Annotated in this window: 21 protein-coding genes; 4 read left to right on the top strand and 17 right to left on the bottom strand. The window is 57.3% G+C overall.

Features of this window, described 5'->3' with window-relative positions; translation table 11 throughout:
• Positions 1–44 precede the first annotated feature (44 nt).
• Both alsB and ACMYSN_RS13085 read right to left on the bottom strand, forming a co-directional pair.
• Positions 45–980: a D-allose ABC transporter substrate-binding protein gene (gene alsB, locus ACMYSN_RS13090; protein ID WP_462495142.1), complete on the bottom strand. Its 936-nt coding sequence runs from the start codon at positions 978–980 to the stop codon at positions 45–47.
• A gap of 63 nt (positions 981–1,043) precedes the next feature.
• Complete coding sequence (locus ACMYSN_RS13085; protein WP_123757787.1) at positions 1,044–1,931, bottom strand: MurR/RpiR family transcriptional regulator; 888 nt, start codon at positions 1,929–1,931, stop codon at positions 1,044–1,046.
• Positions 1,932–2,295: 364 nt separating this feature from the next.
• Between ACMYSN_RS13085 and rpiB the strand changes: the two genes are divergently transcribed.
• Together rpiB and yjdP are read left to right on the top strand one after the other, a co-directional pair.
• Positions 2,296–2,745 (top strand): RpiB/LacA/LacB family sugar-phosphate isomerase, encoded by a 450-nt coding sequence (gene rpiB / locus ACMYSN_RS13080; protein WP_462495141.1) that lies wholly within the window; start codon positions 2,296–2,298, stop codon positions 2,743–2,745.
• Positions 2,746–2,814: 69 nt separating this feature from the next.
• On the top strand, positions 2,815–3,165 hold the full coding sequence (gene yjdP, locus ACMYSN_RS13075) for a DDRRRQL repeat protein YjdP (protein WP_174509930.1): 351 nt from the start codon (positions 2,815–2,817) through the stop codon (positions 3,163–3,165).
• 25 nt (positions 3,166–3,190) lie between these two features.
• On the opposite strand, the gene phnP is transcribed toward yjdP, so the two are convergent.
• From phnP to ACMYSN_RS13015, 12 genes are all read right to left on the bottom strand, one after another.
• On the bottom strand, positions 3,191–3,949 hold the full coding sequence (phnP, locus tag ACMYSN_RS13070; RefSeq protein ID WP_462495140.1) for an MBL fold metallo-hydrolase: 759 nt from the start codon (positions 3,947–3,949) through the stop codon (positions 3,191–3,193).
• Positions 3,950–4,010: 61 nt separating this feature from the next.
• The gene (phnN, locus tag ACMYSN_RS13065; RefSeq protein WP_462495139.1) at positions 4,011–4,580 is read right to left on the bottom strand and encodes a ribose 1,5-bisphosphokinase; all 570 of its coding nucleotides are present in this window, start codon (positions 4,578–4,580) and stop codon (positions 4,011–4,013) included.
• Positions 4,580–5,716: an alpha-D-ribose 1-methylphosphonate 5-triphosphate diphosphatase gene (gene phnM, locus ACMYSN_RS13060; RefSeq protein WP_462495138.1), complete on the bottom strand. Its 1,137-nt coding sequence runs from the start codon at positions 5,714–5,716 to the stop codon at positions 4,580–4,582. The genes phnN and phnM overlap by 1 nt, the downstream gene beginning before the upstream one ends.
• Positions 5,713–6,399, bottom strand: coding sequence for a phosphonate C-P lyase system protein PhnL (gene phnL, locus ACMYSN_RS13055; protein WP_462498254.1), 687 nt, complete (start codon positions 6,397–6,399; stop codon positions 5,713–5,715). Before phnL ends, phnM begins: the two co-directional genes overlap by 4 nt.
• A 50-nt stretch (positions 6,400–6,449) precedes the next feature.
• Complete coding sequence (gene phnK / locus ACMYSN_RS13050) at positions 6,450–7,208, bottom strand: phosphonate C-P lyase system protein PhnK (protein WP_462495137.1); 759 nt, start codon at positions 7,206–7,208, stop codon at positions 6,450–6,452.
• Positions 7,205–8,053, bottom strand: coding sequence for an alpha-D-ribose 1-methylphosphonate 5-phosphate C-P-lyase PhnJ (locus tag ACMYSN_RS13045; RefSeq protein WP_123757976.1), 849 nt, complete (start codon positions 8,051–8,053; stop codon positions 7,205–7,207). Before ACMYSN_RS13045 ends, phnK begins: the two co-directional genes overlap by 4 nt.
• A complete protein-coding gene (locus ACMYSN_RS13040) occupies positions 8,046–9,110 on the bottom strand; it encodes a carbon-phosphorus lyase complex subunit (RefSeq protein ID WP_462495136.1) in 1,065 nt (354 codons plus the stop codon). The genes ACMYSN_RS13045 and ACMYSN_RS13040 overlap by 8 nt, the downstream gene beginning before the upstream one ends.
• On the bottom strand, positions 9,110–9,694 hold the full coding sequence (phnH, locus tag ACMYSN_RS13035; protein ID WP_123757796.1) for a phosphonate C-P lyase system protein PhnH: 585 nt from the start codon (positions 9,692–9,694) through the stop codon (positions 9,110–9,112). Before phnH ends, ACMYSN_RS13040 begins: the two co-directional genes overlap by 1 nt.
• Positions 9,691–10,143: a phosphonate C-P lyase system protein PhnG gene (gene phnG / locus ACMYSN_RS13030; RefSeq protein ID WP_174509926.1), complete on the bottom strand. Its 453-nt coding sequence runs from the start codon at positions 10,141–10,143 to the stop codon at positions 9,691–9,693. The genes phnH and phnG overlap by 4 nt, the downstream gene beginning before the upstream one ends.
• Positions 10,144–10,869: a phosphonate metabolism transcriptional regulator PhnF gene (gene phnF / locus ACMYSN_RS13025; RefSeq protein ID WP_462495135.1), complete on the bottom strand. Its 726-nt coding sequence runs from the start codon at positions 10,867–10,869 to the stop codon at positions 10,144–10,146.
• A gap of 162 nt (positions 10,870–11,031) precedes the next feature.
• The gene (yjdN, locus tag ACMYSN_RS13020) at positions 11,032–11,466 is read right to left on the bottom strand and encodes a VOC family protein (protein ID WP_462495134.1); all 435 of its coding nucleotides are present in this window, start codon (positions 11,464–11,466) and stop codon (positions 11,032–11,034) included.
• A gap of 197 nt (positions 11,467–11,663) precedes the next feature.
• Positions 11,664–11,999 (bottom strand): zinc ribbon domain-containing protein YjdM, encoded by a 336-nt coding sequence (locus ACMYSN_RS13015; RefSeq protein ID WP_123757800.1) that lies wholly within the window; start codon positions 11,997–11,999, stop codon positions 11,664–11,666.
• A 543-nt stretch (positions 12,000–12,542) separates the two neighbouring features.
• Here ACMYSN_RS13015 and proP point away from each other — a divergent pair.
• Positions 12,543–14,045 carry a proline/betaine transporter gene (gene proP / locus ACMYSN_RS13010; RefSeq protein WP_462495133.1) on the top strand — a complete coding sequence of 501 codons (1,503 nt, stop codon included), beginning with the start codon at positions 12,543–12,545 and terminating at the stop codon, positions 14,043–14,045.
• Between the two features lie 59 nt (positions 14,046–14,104).
• Here proP and melR read toward each other — a convergent pair whose 3' ends face one another.
• Positions 14,105–15,013 (bottom strand): transcriptional regulator MelR, encoded by a 909-nt coding sequence (gene melR, locus ACMYSN_RS13005; RefSeq protein WP_462495132.1) that lies wholly within the window; start codon positions 15,011–15,013, stop codon positions 14,105–14,107.
• 241 nt (positions 15,014–15,254) lie between these two features.
• On the opposite strand from melR, the gene melA reads away from it, so the two are divergent.
• The gene (melA, locus tag ACMYSN_RS13000) at positions 15,255–16,601 is read left to right on the top strand and encodes an alpha-glucosidase/alpha-galactosidase (protein WP_462495131.1); all 1,347 of its coding nucleotides are present in this window, start codon (positions 15,255–15,257) and stop codon (positions 16,599–16,601) included.
• Positions 16,602–16,656: 55 nt separating this feature from the next.
• Here the strand turns inward: melA and cbpM are convergent, their stop codons facing one another.
• Together cbpM and cbpA are read right to left on the bottom strand one after the other, a co-directional pair.
• Positions 16,657–16,962, bottom strand: coding sequence for a chaperone modulator CbpM (gene cbpM, locus ACMYSN_RS12995; protein ID WP_174509922.1), 306 nt, complete (start codon positions 16,960–16,962; stop codon positions 16,657–16,659).
• The gene (cbpA, locus tag ACMYSN_RS12990; protein ID WP_462495130.1) at positions 16,962–17,879 is read right to left on the bottom strand and encodes a curved DNA-binding protein; all 918 of its coding nucleotides are present in this window, start codon (positions 17,877–17,879) and stop codon (positions 16,962–16,964) included. The genes cbpM and cbpA overlap by 1 nt, the downstream gene beginning before the upstream one ends.
• Between the last annotated feature and the right edge of the window lie 89 nt (positions 17,880–17,968).

Here is a 17,968-nt window from a genome sequence, read left to right as displayed (position 1 = left end):
GGTGAGAGGACCGGGTGAGGGCAACCGAGCGGACAAGGCCTGAATTATTTCGTCACCAGAATGGAATCCACCAGCTTAAATTCCGGGGTTTTATCCAGCGCGATGACTTTACCGCTCTTCTCTGCATCAACCATTAGCTTCAGACCGGTTGCACCAATATCCGCTGGATTCTGCGCGATAGTGGCGGTCATCTGTCCGGCTTCGACCATTTTGCGTGCCTCCGGAATACCGTCGGTACCGACAACCAGAATTTTGCCGGTTTTGCCGGCATTGGCGACGGCCTGGGCAACGCCCATTGCCATCGTGTCGTTAGCGCAGTAAATCGCTTTGACGTTTGGGTTACGCTGCAGCACGTTAGTGGCAACGTCCAGTGCTTTGATACGGTCCCAGTCGGCTGGCTGACTAGCAACCAGCTTGATCTGGCTTGCTTTTTTGAAGGCTTCGCTAGCGCCGTTACGGCGAGCTTCGCCGGAGGCGTTACCGGCTTTGCCTTCAATAATAGCGACTTCACCACCTTCAGCGCCCAGCTTGTCGACGATAAACTCCGCCCCTTTTGCCCCTACCGCCACGTTATCGGTGGTAACAAAGCCTTCCACGTTGCCGCCGGCCTTCTTCAGGTTATCCATATCGATTTTTTCATCGAGGTTGACCAGATAGATGCCCTTTTTCCAGGCTTTAGCCACCGGCATCACCAGGTTTACGGAGGAGAGCGGTGCAAAGGCGATACCTTTGTAGTTTTTGTTGTTCAGATCTTCAAACAGCTGCAGCTGCGACTGGAAATCGCCTTCAGAAGGGGAAGCAAAAATATCGACGCTGACGCCCAACGCTTTGGCTTCATCTTCAATGCCTTTTTTCATATCAACCCAAAATGGGTTCGATAAGGTTTTCAATACGACAGCGTAATCGGCGGCGGCAAAGGCGCTGGTGGATAACATTACGCCCATGAGCGTGCCGCTGAAAATTTTCAGATATTTATTCATGGCAGTATTCTCGATGTAGGATACAGTTATATTGATCCCACTAATGTGGGATCGGTTTTTTATTTACTTCAGCGCGCCGGGTGAAAATAAATTAACAATCGCGCCCGTTTTTTGCATGTTTAAATTCGCTTGTTCAATATCTAGTTGTGCAACGGAAACAAAAAAAGCATCTAATAACGTTAGTTGTAATATACGCGCTGAGGCGTTTCGTCCTAATAAAGGCGTCTCTGGTGCTGGCGAACAAATAATAAAGTCAGCTAATTTAGCAATCGGTGAATGATAGCTGTGGGTGATGCAGATAATTTTGGCCCCGTTCTTTTTAGCCAATTCTACTGCCGATTTAATATCGCTGGTGCGCCCCGAGTGCGACACAACCAGCACTACGTCACCCTCTTTCAGCAATGAGGCGGACATCATCATGATATGCGCGTCTGGATAAGTCTGGCAGCGCACGCCGATGCGTAAAAACTTGTGCTGCACATCAGCACAAATGGCGTTAGATCCGCCCGCGCCGTACAGGTCGCGTTGGTTAGCCTGGGCAAAGAAGCGCGCCGCCCGGTGAATTTCATCAACGTTGACGATCGACTGACCTTCCATAATGGTGCGTAGGGTGATGTTAAACACCTTATTCACCACATCCTGCGGCGCCTCATCAAAGGAAAGCTCAGCCGGAAGCACCTGCTCTGACTGCGAAAAATAGTCCTCCAGCGCGCTGCGCAGATTACGAAAACCGCTAAAACCCAACAGCTTGGAAACCTTGACGATCATGGCCTCGGATACTGATAGCGCTTCCGCGACGTCTTTGATTGCCGGCGCATCGCTGAGATTGCCGGGAGTGAGTACCCATTCGACGATGCGGCTTTCGTTTTCGGTCATGCCTTCCTGCTTCATACGTAGCCAGGGCGCAAGGCCGATACCGTTGGGGAGCGAACTGGGTTCTGACTGATTCATCGCTTTCTCTATGTCCATAAAATGAAGACGTCACTATATCACCACAGGCGAATCAGAAAAGATACAATCAACTTCACAAAAAATATATTTTTATAAAGTTATGTATTTCGTGAAGTTTAATGAATGATTTAGGTAATGTATTTTTAATTTAAATTCATTAAAATCATAGTGTTATATTTAATTTATTAACATTATTAAAATAGCAGGTATTTGGTTTAAATGGTTTTTTACACTTGCTTTGTGAAATGACGCCGTGTAGAACAAGCGCACATCACGGTAGATTTGATGTTTAAATCGGCAAAAAGTGCCGTTTAAATCACAAGGAAACCTAAGTTCGTAAAGTTAACTACAGGCGAGGTTAAGTATGAAAAGGATTGCAATTGGCTGCGATCATGTCGGGTTTATCCTGAAAGACGATATTCTGATGCACCTGCGTCATCGCGGTATTGAGGTGGTAGATAAAGGCGCATGGTCCACGGAACGCACCGATTATCCGCGTTACGCCAGCGCAGTCGCGCAGGCAGTTGCCGCCGGTGAGGTTGACGGCGGGATCCTGATCTGCGGCACCGGCGTGGGTATTTCTATCGCTGCCAACAAGCACCCTGGTATTCGAGCGGTTGTCTGTAGTGAACCTTATTCCGCGCAGCTTTCACGCCAGCATAATGACACCAATATTCTGGCCTTTGGCGCGCGGGTAATCGGCCTTGAGTTGGCAAAAATGATCGTCGATGCCTGGCTGGCTGCCGAATTCGAGGGCGGTCGCCATCAGGGGCGGATTGATGCCATCGGCGCGATAGAACAACAGCGGATTTGAGATTCCTCCACTACTCGCCTTGAGGGCCGTTGATTAACGTAGAGCCAGCCCCCCGAAGAGACTGGCCCTATGAAACCACGTTATGCTACCGCTTTGATCCTCTGCACTCTGGTGCTGAACAGCCCGCTGGCGCGCGCCGATATTATCGACGACGCTATCGGTAATATTCAGCAGGCGATTAACGACGCATACAACCCCAGCAGCAGCCGCGCGGACGATGATGACGATCGCGACGATCGTTATGATGACGGACGCTACCAGGACAGCCGACAGCAAAGCAGCGATCGCCAGCGGCAGTATGACGATCGGCAGCGCCAGCTCGATGATCGCCGGCGTCAGCTTGACGATCGTCAGCGGCAGTTGGATCAGGATCGTCGCCAGTTAGAGAGCGATCGACGCCGGCTGGAAGACGACTATTGATGATCTCCTGATGCCAGGGCCGGGCTTAATCCAGCACGATCTCCATGCCGTCGTAACCTGCTTCAAACCCCGACGGTAGCGCGTTCTCCATCATCCAGAGATCAAACTGGTGGTTGATATGGGTCAGGATGACCCGCGGGCAGCCAATCACCAGATTGAGGGCCCGCACCGTATTCAAATCGCAATGGTTACGCGGGGTCTGCGGACGTGGTTCGTAGCTGCAGTCGATAACGATCACCTGCGGCTGGTTGTTCAGCAGGAACTTGAGCGTCTTGTCCGGCAGTCCGGCGGTATCCGATAGCCAGGCCACCCGGCTGTGGGCTGATTCCAGCAGATAACCGAACGTCAGCTTCGAGTGGTTCAGCGGCAGCGGCGTGACCCGCAATCCCTGCAATTCAAACACCACAAACGGCTCGACGGTATGGCTGAAATCCAGCACACCGGGATGGGTAAACAGGTCGTCGCAGCCCACGGTGTCCGGAGGGCCATATACCGGAATGGTTGCCCCCACGCCCCAGCGCAGCGGAAAGAGTCCCTGCACATGGTCCATATGGTAATGGGTCAGCAAAAACTGCTGAAACTGGCCGGCGGGCCACTGTTCCATCAGGTCGGGTAGCCCGGCGTCCAGCAGGGTGACCGCCTCATTGAACTTTACCACCGCGCTGCAGGGGCGGCGGCGATGGGCGTCATGGCTACGCGCGCGCTGGCAGGCCGCGCAGCAGCAGCCGAAGACCGGGACCAGTTGGGCGCCGCCGGTCCCGGTTAAGCGGATAGTCAGGCTCATGGCTCCTCCTCACCGCGTTTTTTTAAAACGCAGGTGGCTGTGGGTATACCCTTCGCGGAGTTCACTGGCAGGCATACTGATCCTCTTGTTGGGCATACTGGCGACGCAACAGCGTGAAGAACTGCTCGACCGATTGCCCCAGGCTGCCGTTGTTGTTGAGGGTCAGGCAGTCGGTGGGGGTATAGCGTGATGCGCGTTCCAGGCGTTGGGCGATGTCGCTCTCGCTCTCCCGTCCGCGCTGCTCCAGACGCTGGCGCAGCACCTCTGGGGTGACCTGCAGACAAATGGGCAGCAGGGCGTCGGCGTAGCGCGCTCGCGCCTGTGGCAGATGCGCGCGGGAGCCGTTCGCCACCACGTCAAAACCAGCGTGCAGCCACAGATCTATCTCGATACCGACCCCGTAATAATTGTTGTTGGCATGCCAGCTGAGGGCAAAAAGCTGGCGCTCGGCGCGGTTAAAAAACTCCGACTTGCTGAGGGCAATATGGTTTTCACTGCCGGCGTTGAACGGACGCGTGATATAGCGGTGCGCTACCAGCAGCTGAGGATGTTCGCGCTGGCGTAACGCGGCCAGCAGACTGTCTTTTCCGGAGCCAGAGGCTCCCATCAGCCAGATCAATTTTCCCGTCATCAGAAGACCCTCTTTCCTTGACGCCAGACATGGTCAATATGGACGTGATCGCCGCGCCGGTGCGCCAGCACCATGTCGGCCCGTTTGCCTTCCGCAATCACGCCGCGGTCGCGTAGCCCCAGGGCCCTGGCAGGGTTGGTGCTGACCAGCCGGATGGCCTGCGGCAGGGTGAAGCTGTTGCGCTCGTCATCGGCGATGCGGAATGCTGCATCCAGCAGGCTGGCGGGGTAGTAGTCCGACGACAGAATATCGAGCAGGTTGTCGGCCGCCAGGGCGTGGGCGGCGACGTTGCCCGAGTGCGAACCGCCGCGCACGATATTGGGGGCGCCCATCAGCACGTTCATGCCGTGATGACGCGATGCGGCAGCGGCGGCTAAAGTAGTGGGAAATTCGGCAATCACGCTGCCAAGTTGATGCGATTCCAGCACATGTTCCGGGGTGGCATCATCGTGGCTCGCGAGGGCGATGTTACGCTCGCGGCAGATCGCGGCGATGGTCTGACGGTTCGGCTGTGACCAGGTTGCCGCCAGCGCCATCTGCTCCTCTTCGAAGCGGTCCATCTCTTCGTTGGTCAGATGATATTTGCCCTGATAGTAGTCACGGTACTTGCTGCGGTCGGCGTACTGGCGCTGTCCCGGCGAGTGATCCATCAGCGAGACCATGCTCACCGGCTCGCGGCCCACCAGTTTCTCAAACAACGGCAGGGTGGTGTGGTGCGGCAGCTCGCAGCGCAGATGCAGACGGTGCTCGGCGCGGTTGATACCGCGCTTCTGCGTCTCTTCGATGGCGTTGATCATCTTTTCCAGATTTTCCAGCCGATCGCCGCCGTCACGCACGTCGCCGATGGCCACCGCGTCCAGCACGGTGGTGATCCCGCTGGCGACCATCAGCGCATCGTGGCTGCTCATTGCCGAGTGGGCCGGCCAGTCGACCTTCGGTCGCGGGGTGAAGAATTTATCCAGATTATCGGTATGCAGTTCAATCAGGCCGGGCAGCAGCCAGCCGCCTTCGCCGTCGAGCGCTTGTGGCAGCTGGCTTTGGCCCTCTGCGAAGGCGTAAATTGTGCCGTCCTGAACCTCCAGAGAACCGTGCACTACCTCGTCTTCGAGCACCAGTTTTACATTGTTGATAATCATGCTGTGATTCCCATCGGATGCAGCCGGTCAGCGACCTGGTTGCGCACCGTTTCATCATGGAAAATGCCGACGATAGCCGCGCCGCGCGCTTTGGCTTCGTGAATTAACGCCACCACCGCGGCGCTGTTTTTGGCGTCCAGCGAGGCGGTGGGTTCATCGAGGAGCAAAATCGGGTAATCCACCGCGAAACCACGGGCGATGTTGACGCGCTGCTGTTCACCGCCGGAAAAGGTCGACGGCGCCAGATGCCACAGATGTTCCGGGACGTTCAGGCGCGTCAGCAGGCTGGCAGCCCGGGAGGCGCCGGTATCGCGCGCAACGCCGAGGTCGAGCAGGGGCTGCATTACCACGTCGAGGGCCGAAATGCGCGGGATCACCCGTAGAAACTGGCTGACCCAGCCGATGGTGCGCTTGCGGACTTCCAGCACCTTACGCGGCGAGGCGCTGACCAGATCTACCCATTCGTCGCCGTGGCGGATGTGGATATGGCCGGTATCCGGGAGGTAATTGGCATAGAGCGAACGCAGCAGGGTGGATTTTCCGCTACCGGAATGCCCGTGCAGCACCACGCATTCTCCGGCGTCGACGGTTAAAGAGGCGTCGGCAAGGACCGGCAGACGAATACCATGCTGCTGATGCAGAACAAAGGTTTTGTGTACGTTTTCGACGCGGATCGCGTTCATTTTTTGCCTCTTTTGCATTTGTGCCTTCCCGGCGGCGTGACGCCGGGGGGTTAGTTCTGCAACACTGATGACACCAGCAGCTGGGTATAGGGGTGATGCGGGTCGTCCAGCACCCGATCGGTTAGCCCACTTTCCACCACCTGACCCTGCTTCATGACCAGCAGCCGGTTGGCCAGCAGGCGCGCGACGCCCAGATCGTGGGTGACAATCACCACCGCCAGGTTCAGCTCCACCACCAGACCGCGCAGCAGGTCGAGCAGACGTGCCTGTACTGACACATCCAGACCCCCGGTTGGCTCATCCATAAACACCAGCTTTGGTTGGGAGACGAGGTTGCGGGCAATTTGCAGGCGCTGCTGCATCCCGCCGGAAAACGTGGTGGGCAGGTCATCGATGCGCGACGGCGGAATTTCCACATCATTCAGCCACTGTTCGGCGGTGGCGCGAATACTGCCGTAGTGGCGCGCGCCGGTCGCCATCAGACGCTCGCCGATGTTGCCTCCTGCCGACACCTGACGGCGCAGGCCATCCATCGGATGCTGATGCACCACGCCCCACTCGGTGCGCAGCAGATGCCGACGTTCCGCTTCGCTCATGCCATACAGCGAGCGGTTGTCGTAGTGCACTTCGCCCTGCTGCGGCGCCAGACGCGCGGAGATGGCTTTCAGCAGGGTGGTTTTCCCTGAGCCGGATTCGCCGACGATGCCCAGCACTTCGCCGGGCCATAGCTCAAAAGAGACGTCGCTGAAGCCCTTGCCTGGCGCATAGAGATGGGTCAGTTGATTGACCGCGAGTAACGGATGGCTCATTTGTTCAGCGCCTCGCTCTGTTGGCGACAATAGTCGGTATCGGAGCAGACAAACATCCGTTTGCCGCTGTCATCCAGCACCACTTCATCAAGATAGCTGTGGCGGGAACCGCAGATGGCGCAGGGCTCATCCCACTCCTGCACGGTAAACGGGTGGTCGTCGAAATCGAGACTTTCCACCGGGGTATACGGCGGCACCGCGTAGATACGTTTTTCACGTCCGGCGCCAAACAGCTGCAGCGCGGGCATCATGTGCATCTTCGGGTTATCGAATTTTGGAATGGGCGAGGGGTCCATCACATAGCGGCCGTTCACCTTGACCGGGTAGGCATAGGTGGTGGCGATGTGGCCAAAACGGGCAATATCTTCATACAGCTTCACCTGCATCACGCCGTACTCTTCCAGCGCGTGCATGGTGCGGGTTTCGGTTTCGCGCGGCTCTATAAAGCGCAGCGGCTCGGGGATCGGCACCTGGAAGATCAGGATCTGATCTTCGGTCAGCGGCGTCTCTGGGATCCGGTGGCGGGTCTGGATCAGCGTGGCATCGCAGGTCGCCTCGGTGGTGGCAACGCCGGTGACGCGCTGAAAGAACTGGCGAATCGACACCGCGTTGGTGGTGTCGTCGGCGCCCTGATCGATCACCTTCAGGACGTCATGCTCGCCGATAACGCTGGCGGTCAGCTGGATCCCGCCGGTTCCCCAGCCGTAGGGCATCGGCATTTCGCGACCGCCGAACGGGACCTGGTAACCAGGGATCGCCACCGCTTTGAGAATCGCCCGGCGGATCATGCGCTTGGTCTGCTCATCAAGATAAGCAAAGTTGTAGCCAGTGAGGGAATTAGCCACGTTCATTCTCCCGTTGCAGGCGTTTCAGCAGCGCCAGTTCGGCCTGGAAATCGACATAGTGAGGCAGCTTGAGGTGCGAGACAAAACCGGCCGCCTCGACGTTATCCGCATGGGCGAGGACAAACTCTTCATCCTGCGCCGGGCCGGCAATCTCCTCGCCGTAGTCCGGTGCCTGCAGCGCGCGGTCCACCAGCGCCATCGCCATCGCTTTACGTTCGCTCATGCCGAAGGTCAGGCCGTAGCCGCGGGTAAAGTGCGGTGGCTCCTGCTCAGGGGCGACAAAGCCGTTGACCATTTCACACTCGGTCATCAGCAATTCGCCGATGCTGATGGCAAAACCCAGCTCTTCCGGCACGATCTCCACGCTGACGTAGCCGCTGCGGATCTCGCCGGCAAAGGGGTGGTTGCGGCCATAGCCACGCTGGGTGGAATAGGCCAGCGCCAGCAGATAACCCTCATCGGCGCGTACCAGCTGCTGCAGGCGTGATGAACGGGAGCCCGGGTAGACCGGTGGGTTGCGGGTAATATCGTCCGGCGGGGTGTGGCTATCCTGCTCTGCTTTCGCCAGCCCCTCCTGCACCAGCAGGTTGAACACATGCGGCGTGGATTCCTGCGGCGACGCGGCGGTGCGTAGCGGCGGCGTTTCACCCTGTGCCAGCAGCGTGAAATCCAGCAGGCGGTGGGTGTAATCGTAGGTAGGGCCGAGCATCTGGCCGCCGGGAATGTCTTTATAAACCGCCGAAATACGCCGCTCCAGGCGCATGCTGGCGGTGTCGACCGGTTCACTGACCGCCAGTCGGGGCACGGTGGTGCGCCAGGCGCGCAGTAAAAAAATCGCCTCGACGTTGTCGCCGCTGGCTTGCTTCAGCGCCAGCGCCGCCAGTTCGCGATCGGCGATGCCGCCTTCGGTCATCACGCGGTCGACGGCCAGGTGAAACTGCTGGGCAATCTGCTCAACGCTCAGTTCCGTAAGCCCGCCATCGCCCCGGCGTTTATGTTCCTGTAAGGCGTGAGCGGCGACGATCGCCTTTTCCCCGCCTTTGACGGCAACATACATTAGCAAACCTCCACGTGGGTGGTGCGAGGGATCGCCAGCAGCCGCTCACCGCAGGTCAGGATCAGGTCAATACCGAGCGGGAACGGGTGCGGGCGTTCAGTCAGTTCATCAATAATGCAGTCCGGCAGCTGCGGGGCGATCATTCGCTCTTCGGCGATACCGGCGCCGGTGAGGCGCAGCATGCGCCCGCCGCTGAGACTGGCAAGCTGGACGATCAGGGTGACGCCGGTCTCCGGGGCGGCAACGGTGCCGGCGGAGAGGACGTTAAGCTGCTCGCTGCTGATGCGATCGTCGGTGACGGCAAACACCGCCTGCTGCGGCAGCTCCACCAGCGGAGCGCCGGTATGAAAACGCAAATTCTGGCCGACCAGGTCGTTATGCAGCGCCGACGAGAACCACACCGGCGTGTCATGGTCCGCCAGGGTCAGCAGCAGGCTGGTTGAGGCGATGCTCAGGGGCTGCCAGCCGTGCTGGAGCTGCTGCAGGGCGACAATCACGCCAGGCTCGCTCATGGCTTTCAGCAGACGACGAAAACTGTGTTGGGCATCCTGCACCGGTAGGGTAAAAGCGGTTTGTAAGGTCATGCGTTATCTCCGCGAACCAGAGTAAAGAAGTCGACCCGGCTGGCGTTGACTTCGGCGCGTCGGGCTTCAATGCGCGCGCTTCGTTGTGCTTCCAGCGGGGTAATCAGGGTTTCCATCAGGGTGTGAAAATGGTGGGGCGATTGCATCAGCGCGTCGACGGTTGCGCAGCGCTCGGCGTGGGGACGATCGCGCCCCAGGATCCAGCTGTAGCCGATGGTGCCGTCGGTCAGGCGAACCGCCGCGCGGGTTAAGGTGGCATCGCCGGCGAAAAAGCGGTCGCCGATCCCGCCCATGCGGGCCTGCAGCTGAACCAGGCCGGTTTCCGGCGTGCGAATCAGCTCATATGACGGCGCCAGCTTGAGGGTCTGCATCCGCGCTTCAAGTTCTTGTGGTTCACTGTGGGCCAGCACGGACATCCAGCGCTGGCGGGTGGCGGTATCAAAGTGCATTCAGTGCTCCATGGTGAATTCAATCATGTCCGCCCGGGTCAGGCTGACGGAGTACTCCGTGGCCTGCTGCTCGCCGGCCCGGTGGTTGAGAGTTCTTACGCACAGCAGCGGCGCCATGTTGGGGATCCCGAGAATGTTGCTCTCTTTGGCCTGGGCGCGGCGGGCGCTGATTTTGGTTCGCGTGCGGGTCAGTTCGACATCCAACTGCTGGTGCAGGAAATCGTGCAGCGAACCCTGGGTAAAGGTTTGCAGCGCGGACCAGAAGCGCAGGTCGGCGAAGTAGTGATCGATCAGGCACAGCGCGACACCGTTGACGCGGCGCAGGGTGCGCAGGTGGATGACGTTATCCCCTTCGTGAATGCCAAAGGCCTCGGCGACGTGGCTGCTGGCCGGGCGCAGCACCGACAGCAGCTTTTCGCTGGTCGGGTGGCTGCCCTGTTCGAGCAGGTTCTGGCTAAAGCGGGCCTGGGCGTTGAGTGGGTAATCGATAGGGCGCATCAGCACCAGCACCCCGACGCCCTGGCGGCGCTGGACCCAGCCGCGCTCTACCAACTGGTCGATCGCCCGACGCAGGGTGTGGCGGTTGACGTCAAAGCGCGTCGCCAGCTGTTGTTCGGCGGGCAGGTAGTCACCGCAGCGATAGTGGTGACGCAGCTCCTGCTCAAGTTTGGCGGCTATTTCCTGATACCGGGTCGGATAACTGGTCGGATGTCTGGATAAGTGCATGTCAATCGAGCCTCACTGAGCAGAAGAAGGGATTTCCTTCTGAGAGTGGCCCGATCCTGACGCGTTTTTGTTACATTTCGGTTAACGCATAATGACCGATGGATGAAGAGTGAATGCCAGCAGGGTGACAGGGCGGGAGACCCCGCCCGAAGTGGACTGCGGTTAGGATTGTTTGACGACGTTGACCATCCACGGCACGCCAAAGCGATCGATGGCCCGGCCAAAACCATGGGCCCAGAACGTTTCCTGCCAGGCCATTTCGACCCGCCCGCCGTCGGCGAGGTTGTCAAACCAGCGCTTCCCTTCGGCCAGGTCCTGGGTGTCGAGCACCAGGTTAAATCCGTTATAACGGCCGCTATCTTCGCCGGGGCTGTCGCCGAGCATCAGTTCGCTGCCCGCGACGCGCAGGCTGGCATGGGCGATGCAATCCGGGGAGATTTGCAGGCCGGAAGGGCAGCCGTCCTGGGCATCCTGACTGTTCTGCGGCATTTCGCCGTAGGTAATTTTGTGGACCAGCTCGGCGCCCAGCGCGTGTTGGTAAAACGCTATCGCCTCCGCGCAGTTGCCACTGTAGGAGAGGTAGGGACTCAGGGGCATGGTGATGACCTCAGATAACGAAAGACCCTTTAAGCGTAGAGGAAGATGAGCACTTCAGGCCAGGCGGTAAAATCCTGGTGTGGGCACGGCGTTACAGCGGAAATAAGTGGACGGTACTGCACTATGATATTCGTTAATTTAATCCGTCATCTTTTTCCGCCGCAGAGAAATAACGCCGCTGGGGGTAGGGAATAAGATTAATTCTTTTTCACGAATTCTGATTTCAGCTTCATCGGGCCAAAACCATCAATTTTGCAGTCGATGTTATGATCGCCTTCGACCAGACGGATATTCTTCACTTTGGTGCCAATTTTCAGCATCGAAGAGCTGCCTTTGACCTTCAGATCTTTAATCACGGTGATGCTATCGCCATCGGCGAGTAAATTGCCGTTCGCATCTTTTACCACCAGTGCGTCATTATCTTCAGATGGCTCGGCATTGTTCCATTCATGGGCGCATTCCGGGCAGATAAACATGCCGTTATCTTCATAGGTGTATTCAGATTGGCATTGTGGGCAGTGTGGAAGTTGCATGGCGTTCCTCGTGATGGCTGATGAAAACAGGGCGTTGGCCCTTTAAACAGCGGCTGATAGCCGAAAGTGAGGGTGATTATAGCCTATTCACGTACTTTTGTCGGGCCTTTTTTTATGATAATAGCACGAAGGAAATGGCCGAATTAACCAGCAGTTATGCCAGAAATATGGCGCGCTGGCTATCACCCTGCTTATCCAGAAATAAACCATTCTGCGGTTATGTTCATGGAAGCTATTAATTTTTCTCGACTAAACTATACGGTCTGTAATTTTTCGTGAAGTTGATCCCAAATTTAAACGCTGTTAGGGTAAAAAAGGAGAGTTCGTAAATTCAGCAAATTTATGACTAACGCTATTTATTGATAAATGCCATAGAGCAGGCGTCAACAGGTTCGGTTGTACGGACTGTCAGCAGACAGTGCAGGCAAACCTGCTACGCTTGAAAAGAGGAGCACAGCAACTCGCCGCTCCCAACGCACAACGCCACGGCTTTGCCGTATGGCGGTGATCTGTGCGCTCACGGCGAAGCTTTAGAGGAAAAATATGCTTAAAAGAAAAAAAATAAAGCCAATCACGTTGCGTGATGTCACCATCATTGACGATGGTAAGCTTAAGAAAGCCATCACCGCAGCATCGCTGGGTAATGCGATGGAGTGGTTTGATTTTGGTGTGTATGGTTTTGTGGCGTATGCCTTAGGTAAAGTCTTCTTCCCCGGTGCCGACCCCAGCGTGCAGATGATTGCCGCGCTTGGGACATTCTCCGTTCCGTTCTTAATCCGTCCGCTAGGTGGCCTGTTCTTCGGCATGCTGGGGGATAAATATGGTCGACAAAAAATACTGGCTATCACCATTGTCATTATGTCGATCAGTACCTTCTGTATCGGCTTGATTCCATCCTACGCCTCGATTGGTATCTGGGCACCGATTCTGCTGCTGCTGTGTAAAATGGCGCAGGGCTTTTCGGTCGGCGGAGAGTACACCGGTGCGTCGATCTTCGTTGCCGAATACTCACCTGACCGTAAGCGTGGCTTTATGGGCAGCTGGCTGGACTTCGGTTCGATAGCCGGGTTTGTGCTTGGTGCCGGCGTGGTGGTGCTGATCTCCAGCATCGTGGGTGAAGAGAGCTTCCTCGAGTGGGGCTGGCGCTTGCCGTTCTTCCTGGCGCTGCCGTTAGGGCTGATTGGCCTCTATCTGCGCCATGCGCTGGAAGAGACCCCGGCGTTCCAGCAGCATGTTGAAACCCTGGAGCAGGGCGACCGTGAAGGATTGCAGGAAGGGCCAAAAGTCTCGTTCAAAGAGATTGCGACCAAACACTGGCGTAGCCTGCTGACCTGTATTGGTCTGGTGATTTCCACCAACGTGACCTACTACATGCTGCTCACCTACATGCCGAGCTACCTGTCGCATAACCTGCATTACTCGGAAGATCATGGGGTGCTGATTATTATCGCCATCATGATCGGGATGCTGTTCGTCCAGCCGATTATCGGCCTGCTCAGCGACCGTTTTGGCCGCCGCCCGTTTATTCTTATCGGTAGCGTCGCGCTGTTCGTGTTGTCAATTCCGGCCTTTATCATGATTAACAGTAACGTGATCAGCCTGATTTTCGCCGGTCTGCTGCTGCTGGCGGTGGTGCTTAACTGCTTCATCGGCGTGATGGCCTCATCGCTGCCGGCGATGTTCCCGACCCATATCCGCTTTAGCGCCCTGGCGAGTGCCTTTAACATTTCGGTGCTGGTGGCGGGTCTGACGCCAACGCTGGCGGCCTGGCTGGTTGAAACCTCGCAGAATCTGATGATGCCGGCGTACTATCTGATGGTGATTGCGGTTATCGGCCTGATGACCGGCCTGACGATGAAAGAGACGGCAAACCGCCCGCTGAAAGGGGCGACGCCTGCCGCATCGGATATCCAGGAAGCGAAAGAGATCCTGCGCGAGCATCACGATAATATTGAGCACAAAATCGAAGATCTCGACCAGGAAATCGCGGAACTGCAGGAAAAACGTTCCCGTCTGGTACAGCAGCATCCGCGTATCAACGAGTAAGCGCTGTCTCTGCTAAACATGCCGCCGTGGGCTTCCCCGGCGGCATTTTTTTTGCCGGTTTACAGGCCCTGTCGCCGCTGCTGGCTGAGTTTGCGGTACTGCTGCGGCGGCATGCCGACGTAGCGGGTAAAGGTGCTGTAGAATCGGCTGCTGGAGCGAAACCCGGCGATCAGCGCAATGTCGAGAATCGTTTTGTCGGTATCGCTGAGCAGGGCGCGGACGTGGTTAATCCGCATCGCGGTGATGTACTGCTTCATGGTCTGCTGCATCACCCGCTGAAAAATCCCCATCGCATAATTCGCGTTGAGTTTGACATGTTCGGCGACGTCGGCGACGGTCAGCGCCTGATCGTAGTGGCTGGCGATAAACTCGAGCATCTGGCTGACGTAAAACTGGGCATGTCGCGAGACGCTGTGCTTGTGGGTGCGCGAGGTTTTGTTCACCAGAATCGGCTGCCAGCCGGAGAGGCTAAAGCGCTTAAGCATCAGGGCAATTTCATCGATGGCCAACTGGCGGATCTGTTCGTTGTCGCTGTTCAGCTCCTGCTGCCAGCGCTGCACTTCAAAGGCGCTGAGCTGCTGGGCGGAGAGCGATTTGATGACCATCCCGTGAGTGACGTTATTGATCAGCTCGCGGTCGAGCGGCCACGACAAAAACAGGTGCATCGGCAGGTTGAAGATCGCCATTTGCTGGCAATTGCCGGGGCGCGTCAGCTGATGCGGCGTACAGGCCCAGAACAGGCTGATATAGCCCTGTTTGATTTGCACCGCTTCGTTGTTGATGAGGTATTCGACATCGCCGTCAAAGGGGACGTTGACCTCAACCTGACCGTGCCAGTGGCTGGTGGCCATGGCGTGCGGCGGGCGCAGCTCAATATCCATCCGCTGGTATTCGGAGTAGAGCGCCAGCGGGCTGCGGGTGTCCTTCTCGTCGCTGCTGCTCATGTACGGATCGTGATGTTTTTCCATGCAGAAATAGGTTCCTGAATCGTCACAGTTGCTGTTTTTTTGCACCGACATGCGCCTATCTTAGCGGAGAAAACGGCCCGTTTTCTCTCCTTTTCCGCCAAATTATTCTCATAAACTCAGATTTTGTGTGCGCCCACCGGCGATCTGAGTTTTCGGGAATGCTCCGTGGTGAAGGGGGCAGCGAGGCGAGCGGCGGGCATGTCACTCTACATGGACACAATGACATGATGGAGAACGCTCTATGTCTGCCCCAAAAATTACCTTTATCGGCGCGGGTTCAACGGTTTTTGTTAAAAATATCCTTGGTGACGTTTTTCAGCGCCCGGCGCTGAAATCGGCCCATATCGCGTTGATGGATATCGACACGACGCGGCTGGAAGAGTCGCATATCGTGGTGCGCAAGCTGATGGATTCCGTCGGTGCCGATGGTGAAATCAGCTGCCATCGTGACCAGCGGGTCGCGCTGCAGGATGCGGATTTTGTGGTGGTGGCCTTCCAGATTGGCGGCTATCAGCCCTGTACCGTGACCGATTTTGAAGTCTGTAAGCTGCACGGCCTGGAGCAAACGATCGCCGATACCCTGGGGCCAGGGGGGATCATGCGGGCGTTACGCACCATTCCGCATCTGTGGCAGATTTGCGACGACATGACCGACGTGTGCCCGCAGGCCACCATGCTGAACTACGTCAATCCGATGGCGATGAACTCCTGGGCGATGTACGCGCGTTACCCGCATATCAAGCAGGTGGGATTGTGCCATTCGGTGCAGGGGACGGCGGAAGAGCTGGCGCATGACCTTGACCTCGACCCGGCGGATTTACGCTATCGTTGCGCGGGGATCAACCATATGGCGTTCTATCTGTCGCTGGAGAAAAAGCTGGCGGACGGCAGCTATACTGACCTGTACCCGGAGATGCTCCAGGCCTACGCCGACGGGCGGGCGCCGAAACATCGCGAGAACTCGCGCTGCCAGAATATTGTGCGCTATGAGATGTTCAAAAAGCTTGGCTACTTCGTCACCGAGTCCTCTGAGCACTTCGCCGAATATACGCCGTGGTTTATCAAGCCGGGACGGGAAGACCTGATTACCCGTTACCAGGTCCCGCTGGATGAGTACCCGAAACGCTGCGTAGAGCAGGTGGCGAACTGGCATAAAGAGCTGGAGCTGTATAAATCCAGCGAGCGGATTGAGATTAAGCCGTCTCGTGAATATGCCAGCACCATCATGAACGCGATCTGGACCGGCGAGCCGAGCGTGGTTTACGGCAACGTTCGCAACGACGGGTTAATCGATAACCTGCCGCAGGGCTGCTGCGTGGAGGTGGCCTGCCTGGTGGATGCTAACGGCATTCAGCCCACCAAAGTCGGGAAACTGCCGGCCCATCTGGCCGCTTTAATGCAGACCAACGTTAACGTCCAGACGTTGCTGACCGAGGCGATCCTCACTGAAAATCGCGACTATATCTATTATGCGACAATGATGGATCCGCACACAGCGGCGGTGCTGGGGATCGAGGAGATCTATGCTCTGGTGGACGATCTGATTGCCAGCCACGGCGACTGGTTGCCGGAGTGGATTCATCGTTAAAGGAATCGTTAAAGAACCGTCGGGCCGTCTGGCCCGACGTTGCTGTTGCGCGGGGTTAACCGTGAGTCAGAAAGCGGGCCAGCTGTTGCTGCAGCAGCCGGTTCTCGCGGGTCAGGCGGGCGTTTTCATCCAGTAGCGTTAAGGCTACCGCGATGCCCGGCCAGTCCAGCTCCAGCTCCCGGCGCAGGCGCAGCGCGCGATGGACAATCACCACCGCGCTGTCATCGAACAGCCAGGCCTCAGCCTGCGGCTGGCGCGGCTCAATCACGCCCAGGCCGACGATCTCCCTCAGATCATCCTCAGACACGCCGGTATGCAGACAAACTTCGCTTATGGTGAACGTCACCGTCATCTTAGCCATTATGCTTTCTCCCATGCTTTACGCGGCGCGAAGCCAGCCTCTGCATCGGCCAGCTGTTGCCAGATCGCGCTGGTTTTGTCGTTCGGTTTCGGCGGCATGACGATTTTTATCACTGCATATAAATCGCCGGTCGTCGTTTTGCTTGCCAGCCCTTTACCTTTGATGCGCAAGCGTTGCCCCGCCTGGCTGCCCGGCGGGATGGTTAGCAGGATGCTCTCTTTGAGCGTTGGGATGGTGACCTTCGCACCCAGCGCGGCTTCCCACGGCGCCAGCGGCAGGACGATTTCCAGGTTATGACCGACAATATCGAACAGCGGATGCGGAGCGATATGGATAACCAGCCACAGATCGCCATTCGGCCCGCCGTTTTCTCCCGGCGTCCCCTGGCCTTTCAGGCGGATACGCTGGCCGTCGCTGACCCCGGCGGGGATTTTCACATTCAGCGTTTTCGGGGTTTCGCTCTCGACCATCCCGAAGACGTTATAGACCGGCAGGGAGTAGCTGATGGTGCGGGTCTGCTCGGCGAGGGTCTCTTCGAGGAAGACCGCGACTTCAATCTCCAGATCGTGGCCGCGCGCGGCATGCTGGCGGCGGGCGTGGTGCGCCTGCTGGCCAAACATCGATGAGAAGATATCGTCAAAGTCCTGCTGGCTGTAGCTCTGCTCGTGGGTCTGCTGCTGACGGCCAAACTGCGGATCGTTACGGTGCTGCCAGAGCTGGTCATACTCGGCGCGACGCTGTTCATCTTTGAGCACTTCCCAGGCTTCGGCGAGGTCTTTGAATTGCGCTTCGGCATCGGTTTCTTTGCTGACATCGGGGTGATATTTGCGTGCCAGACGGCGGTAGGCGGTCTTGATGGTTTTTAGATCGTCCGTTGGCTTAACCCCTAGAATAGTATAATAGTCCTTTAATTCCATGGCGTTATCTCATTTGGATTGATGCAGTGGTCACAGCTTTCACCTCTAAGCTTAGGGCAAATGAGGACACGCGGAGCAGGAATGTGCGG

The sequence above is a fragment of the Klebsiella sp. R445 genome, assembly GCF_051131755.1.
GTDB lineage: Bacteria > Pseudomonadota > Gammaproteobacteria > Enterobacterales > Enterobacteriaceae > Klebsiella > Klebsiella lignicola.
The sequence above is the reverse complement of the archived record's forward strand: the minus strand, read 5'-3'. Positions and strand labels throughout refer to the sequence as shown.

Bases quoted from the DNA above. Each gene is read 5' to 3' on its own strand.
- alsB (WP_462495142.1), bottom strand. From the start codon at position 980: ATGAATAAATATCTGAAAATTTTCAGCGGCACGCTCATGGGCGTAATG.
- ACMYSN_RS13040 (WP_462495136.1), bottom strand. From the start codon at position 9,110: ATGTATGTTGCCGTCAAAGGCGGGGAAAAGGCGATCGTCGCCGCTCAC.
- phnP (WP_462495140.1), bottom strand. From the start codon at position 3,949: ATGAGCCTGACTATCCGCTTAACCGGGACCGGCGGCGCCCAACTGGTC.
- ACMYSN_RS13085 (WP_123757787.1), bottom strand. From the start codon at position 1,931: ATGAATCAGTCAGAACCCAGTTCGCTCCCCAACGGTATCGGCCTTGCG.
- melA (WP_462495131.1), top strand. From the start codon at position 15,255: ATGTCTGCCCCAAAAATTACCTTTATCGGCGCGGGTTCAACGGTTTTT.
- phnM (WP_462495138.1), bottom strand. From the start codon at position 5,716: ATGATTATCAACAATGTAAAACTGGTGCTCGAAGACGAGGTAGTGCAC.
- yjdP (WP_174509930.1), top strand. From the start codon at position 2,815: ATGAAACCACGTTATGCTACCGCTTTGATCCTCTGCACTCTGGTGCTG.
- cbpM (WP_174509922.1), bottom strand. From the start codon at position 16,962: ATGGCTAAGATGACGGTGACGTTCACCATAAGCGAAGTTTGTCTGCAT.
- phnF (WP_462495135.1), bottom strand. From the start codon at position 10,869: ATGCACTTATCCAGACATCCGACCAGTTATCCGACCCGGTATCAGGAA.
- melR (WP_462495132.1), bottom strand. From the start codon at position 15,013: ATGGAAAAACATCACGATCCGTACATGAGCAGCAGCGACGAGAAGGAC.
- phnG (WP_174509926.1), bottom strand. From the start codon at position 10,143: ATGCACTTTGATACCGCCACCCGCCAGCGCTGGATGTCCGTGCTGGCC.
- phnK (WP_462495137.1), bottom strand. From the start codon at position 7,208: ATGAGCCATCCGTTACTCGCGGTCAATCAACTGACCCATCTCTATGCG.
- phnN (WP_462495139.1), bottom strand. From the start codon at position 4,580: ATGACGGGAAAATTGATCTGGCTGATGGGAGCCTCTGGCTCCGGAAAA.
- proP (WP_462495133.1), top strand. From the start codon at position 12,543: ATGCTTAAAAGAAAAAAAATAAAGCCAATCACGTTGCGTGATGTCACC.
- phnL (WP_462498254.1), bottom strand. From the start codon at position 6,399: ATGAACGCGATCCGCGTCGAAAACGTACACAAAACCTTTGTTCTGCAT.
- rpiB (WP_462495141.1), top strand. From the start codon at position 2,296: ATGAAAAGGATTGCAATTGGCTGCGATCATGTCGGGTTTATCCTGAAA.
- yjdN (WP_462495134.1), bottom strand. From the start codon at position 11,466: ATGCCCCTGAGTCCCTACCTCTCCTACAGTGGCAACTGCGCGGAGGCG.
- cbpA (WP_462495130.1), bottom strand. From the start codon at position 17,879: ATGGAATTAAAGGACTATTATACTATTCTAGGGGTTAAGCCAACGGAC.
- ACMYSN_RS13015 (WP_123757800.1), bottom strand. From the start codon at position 11,999: ATGCAACTTCCACACTGCCCACAATGCCAATCTGAATACACCTATGAA.
- phnH (WP_123757796.1), bottom strand. From the start codon at position 9,694: ATGACCTTACAAACCGCTTTTACCCTACCGGTGCAGGATGCCCAACAC.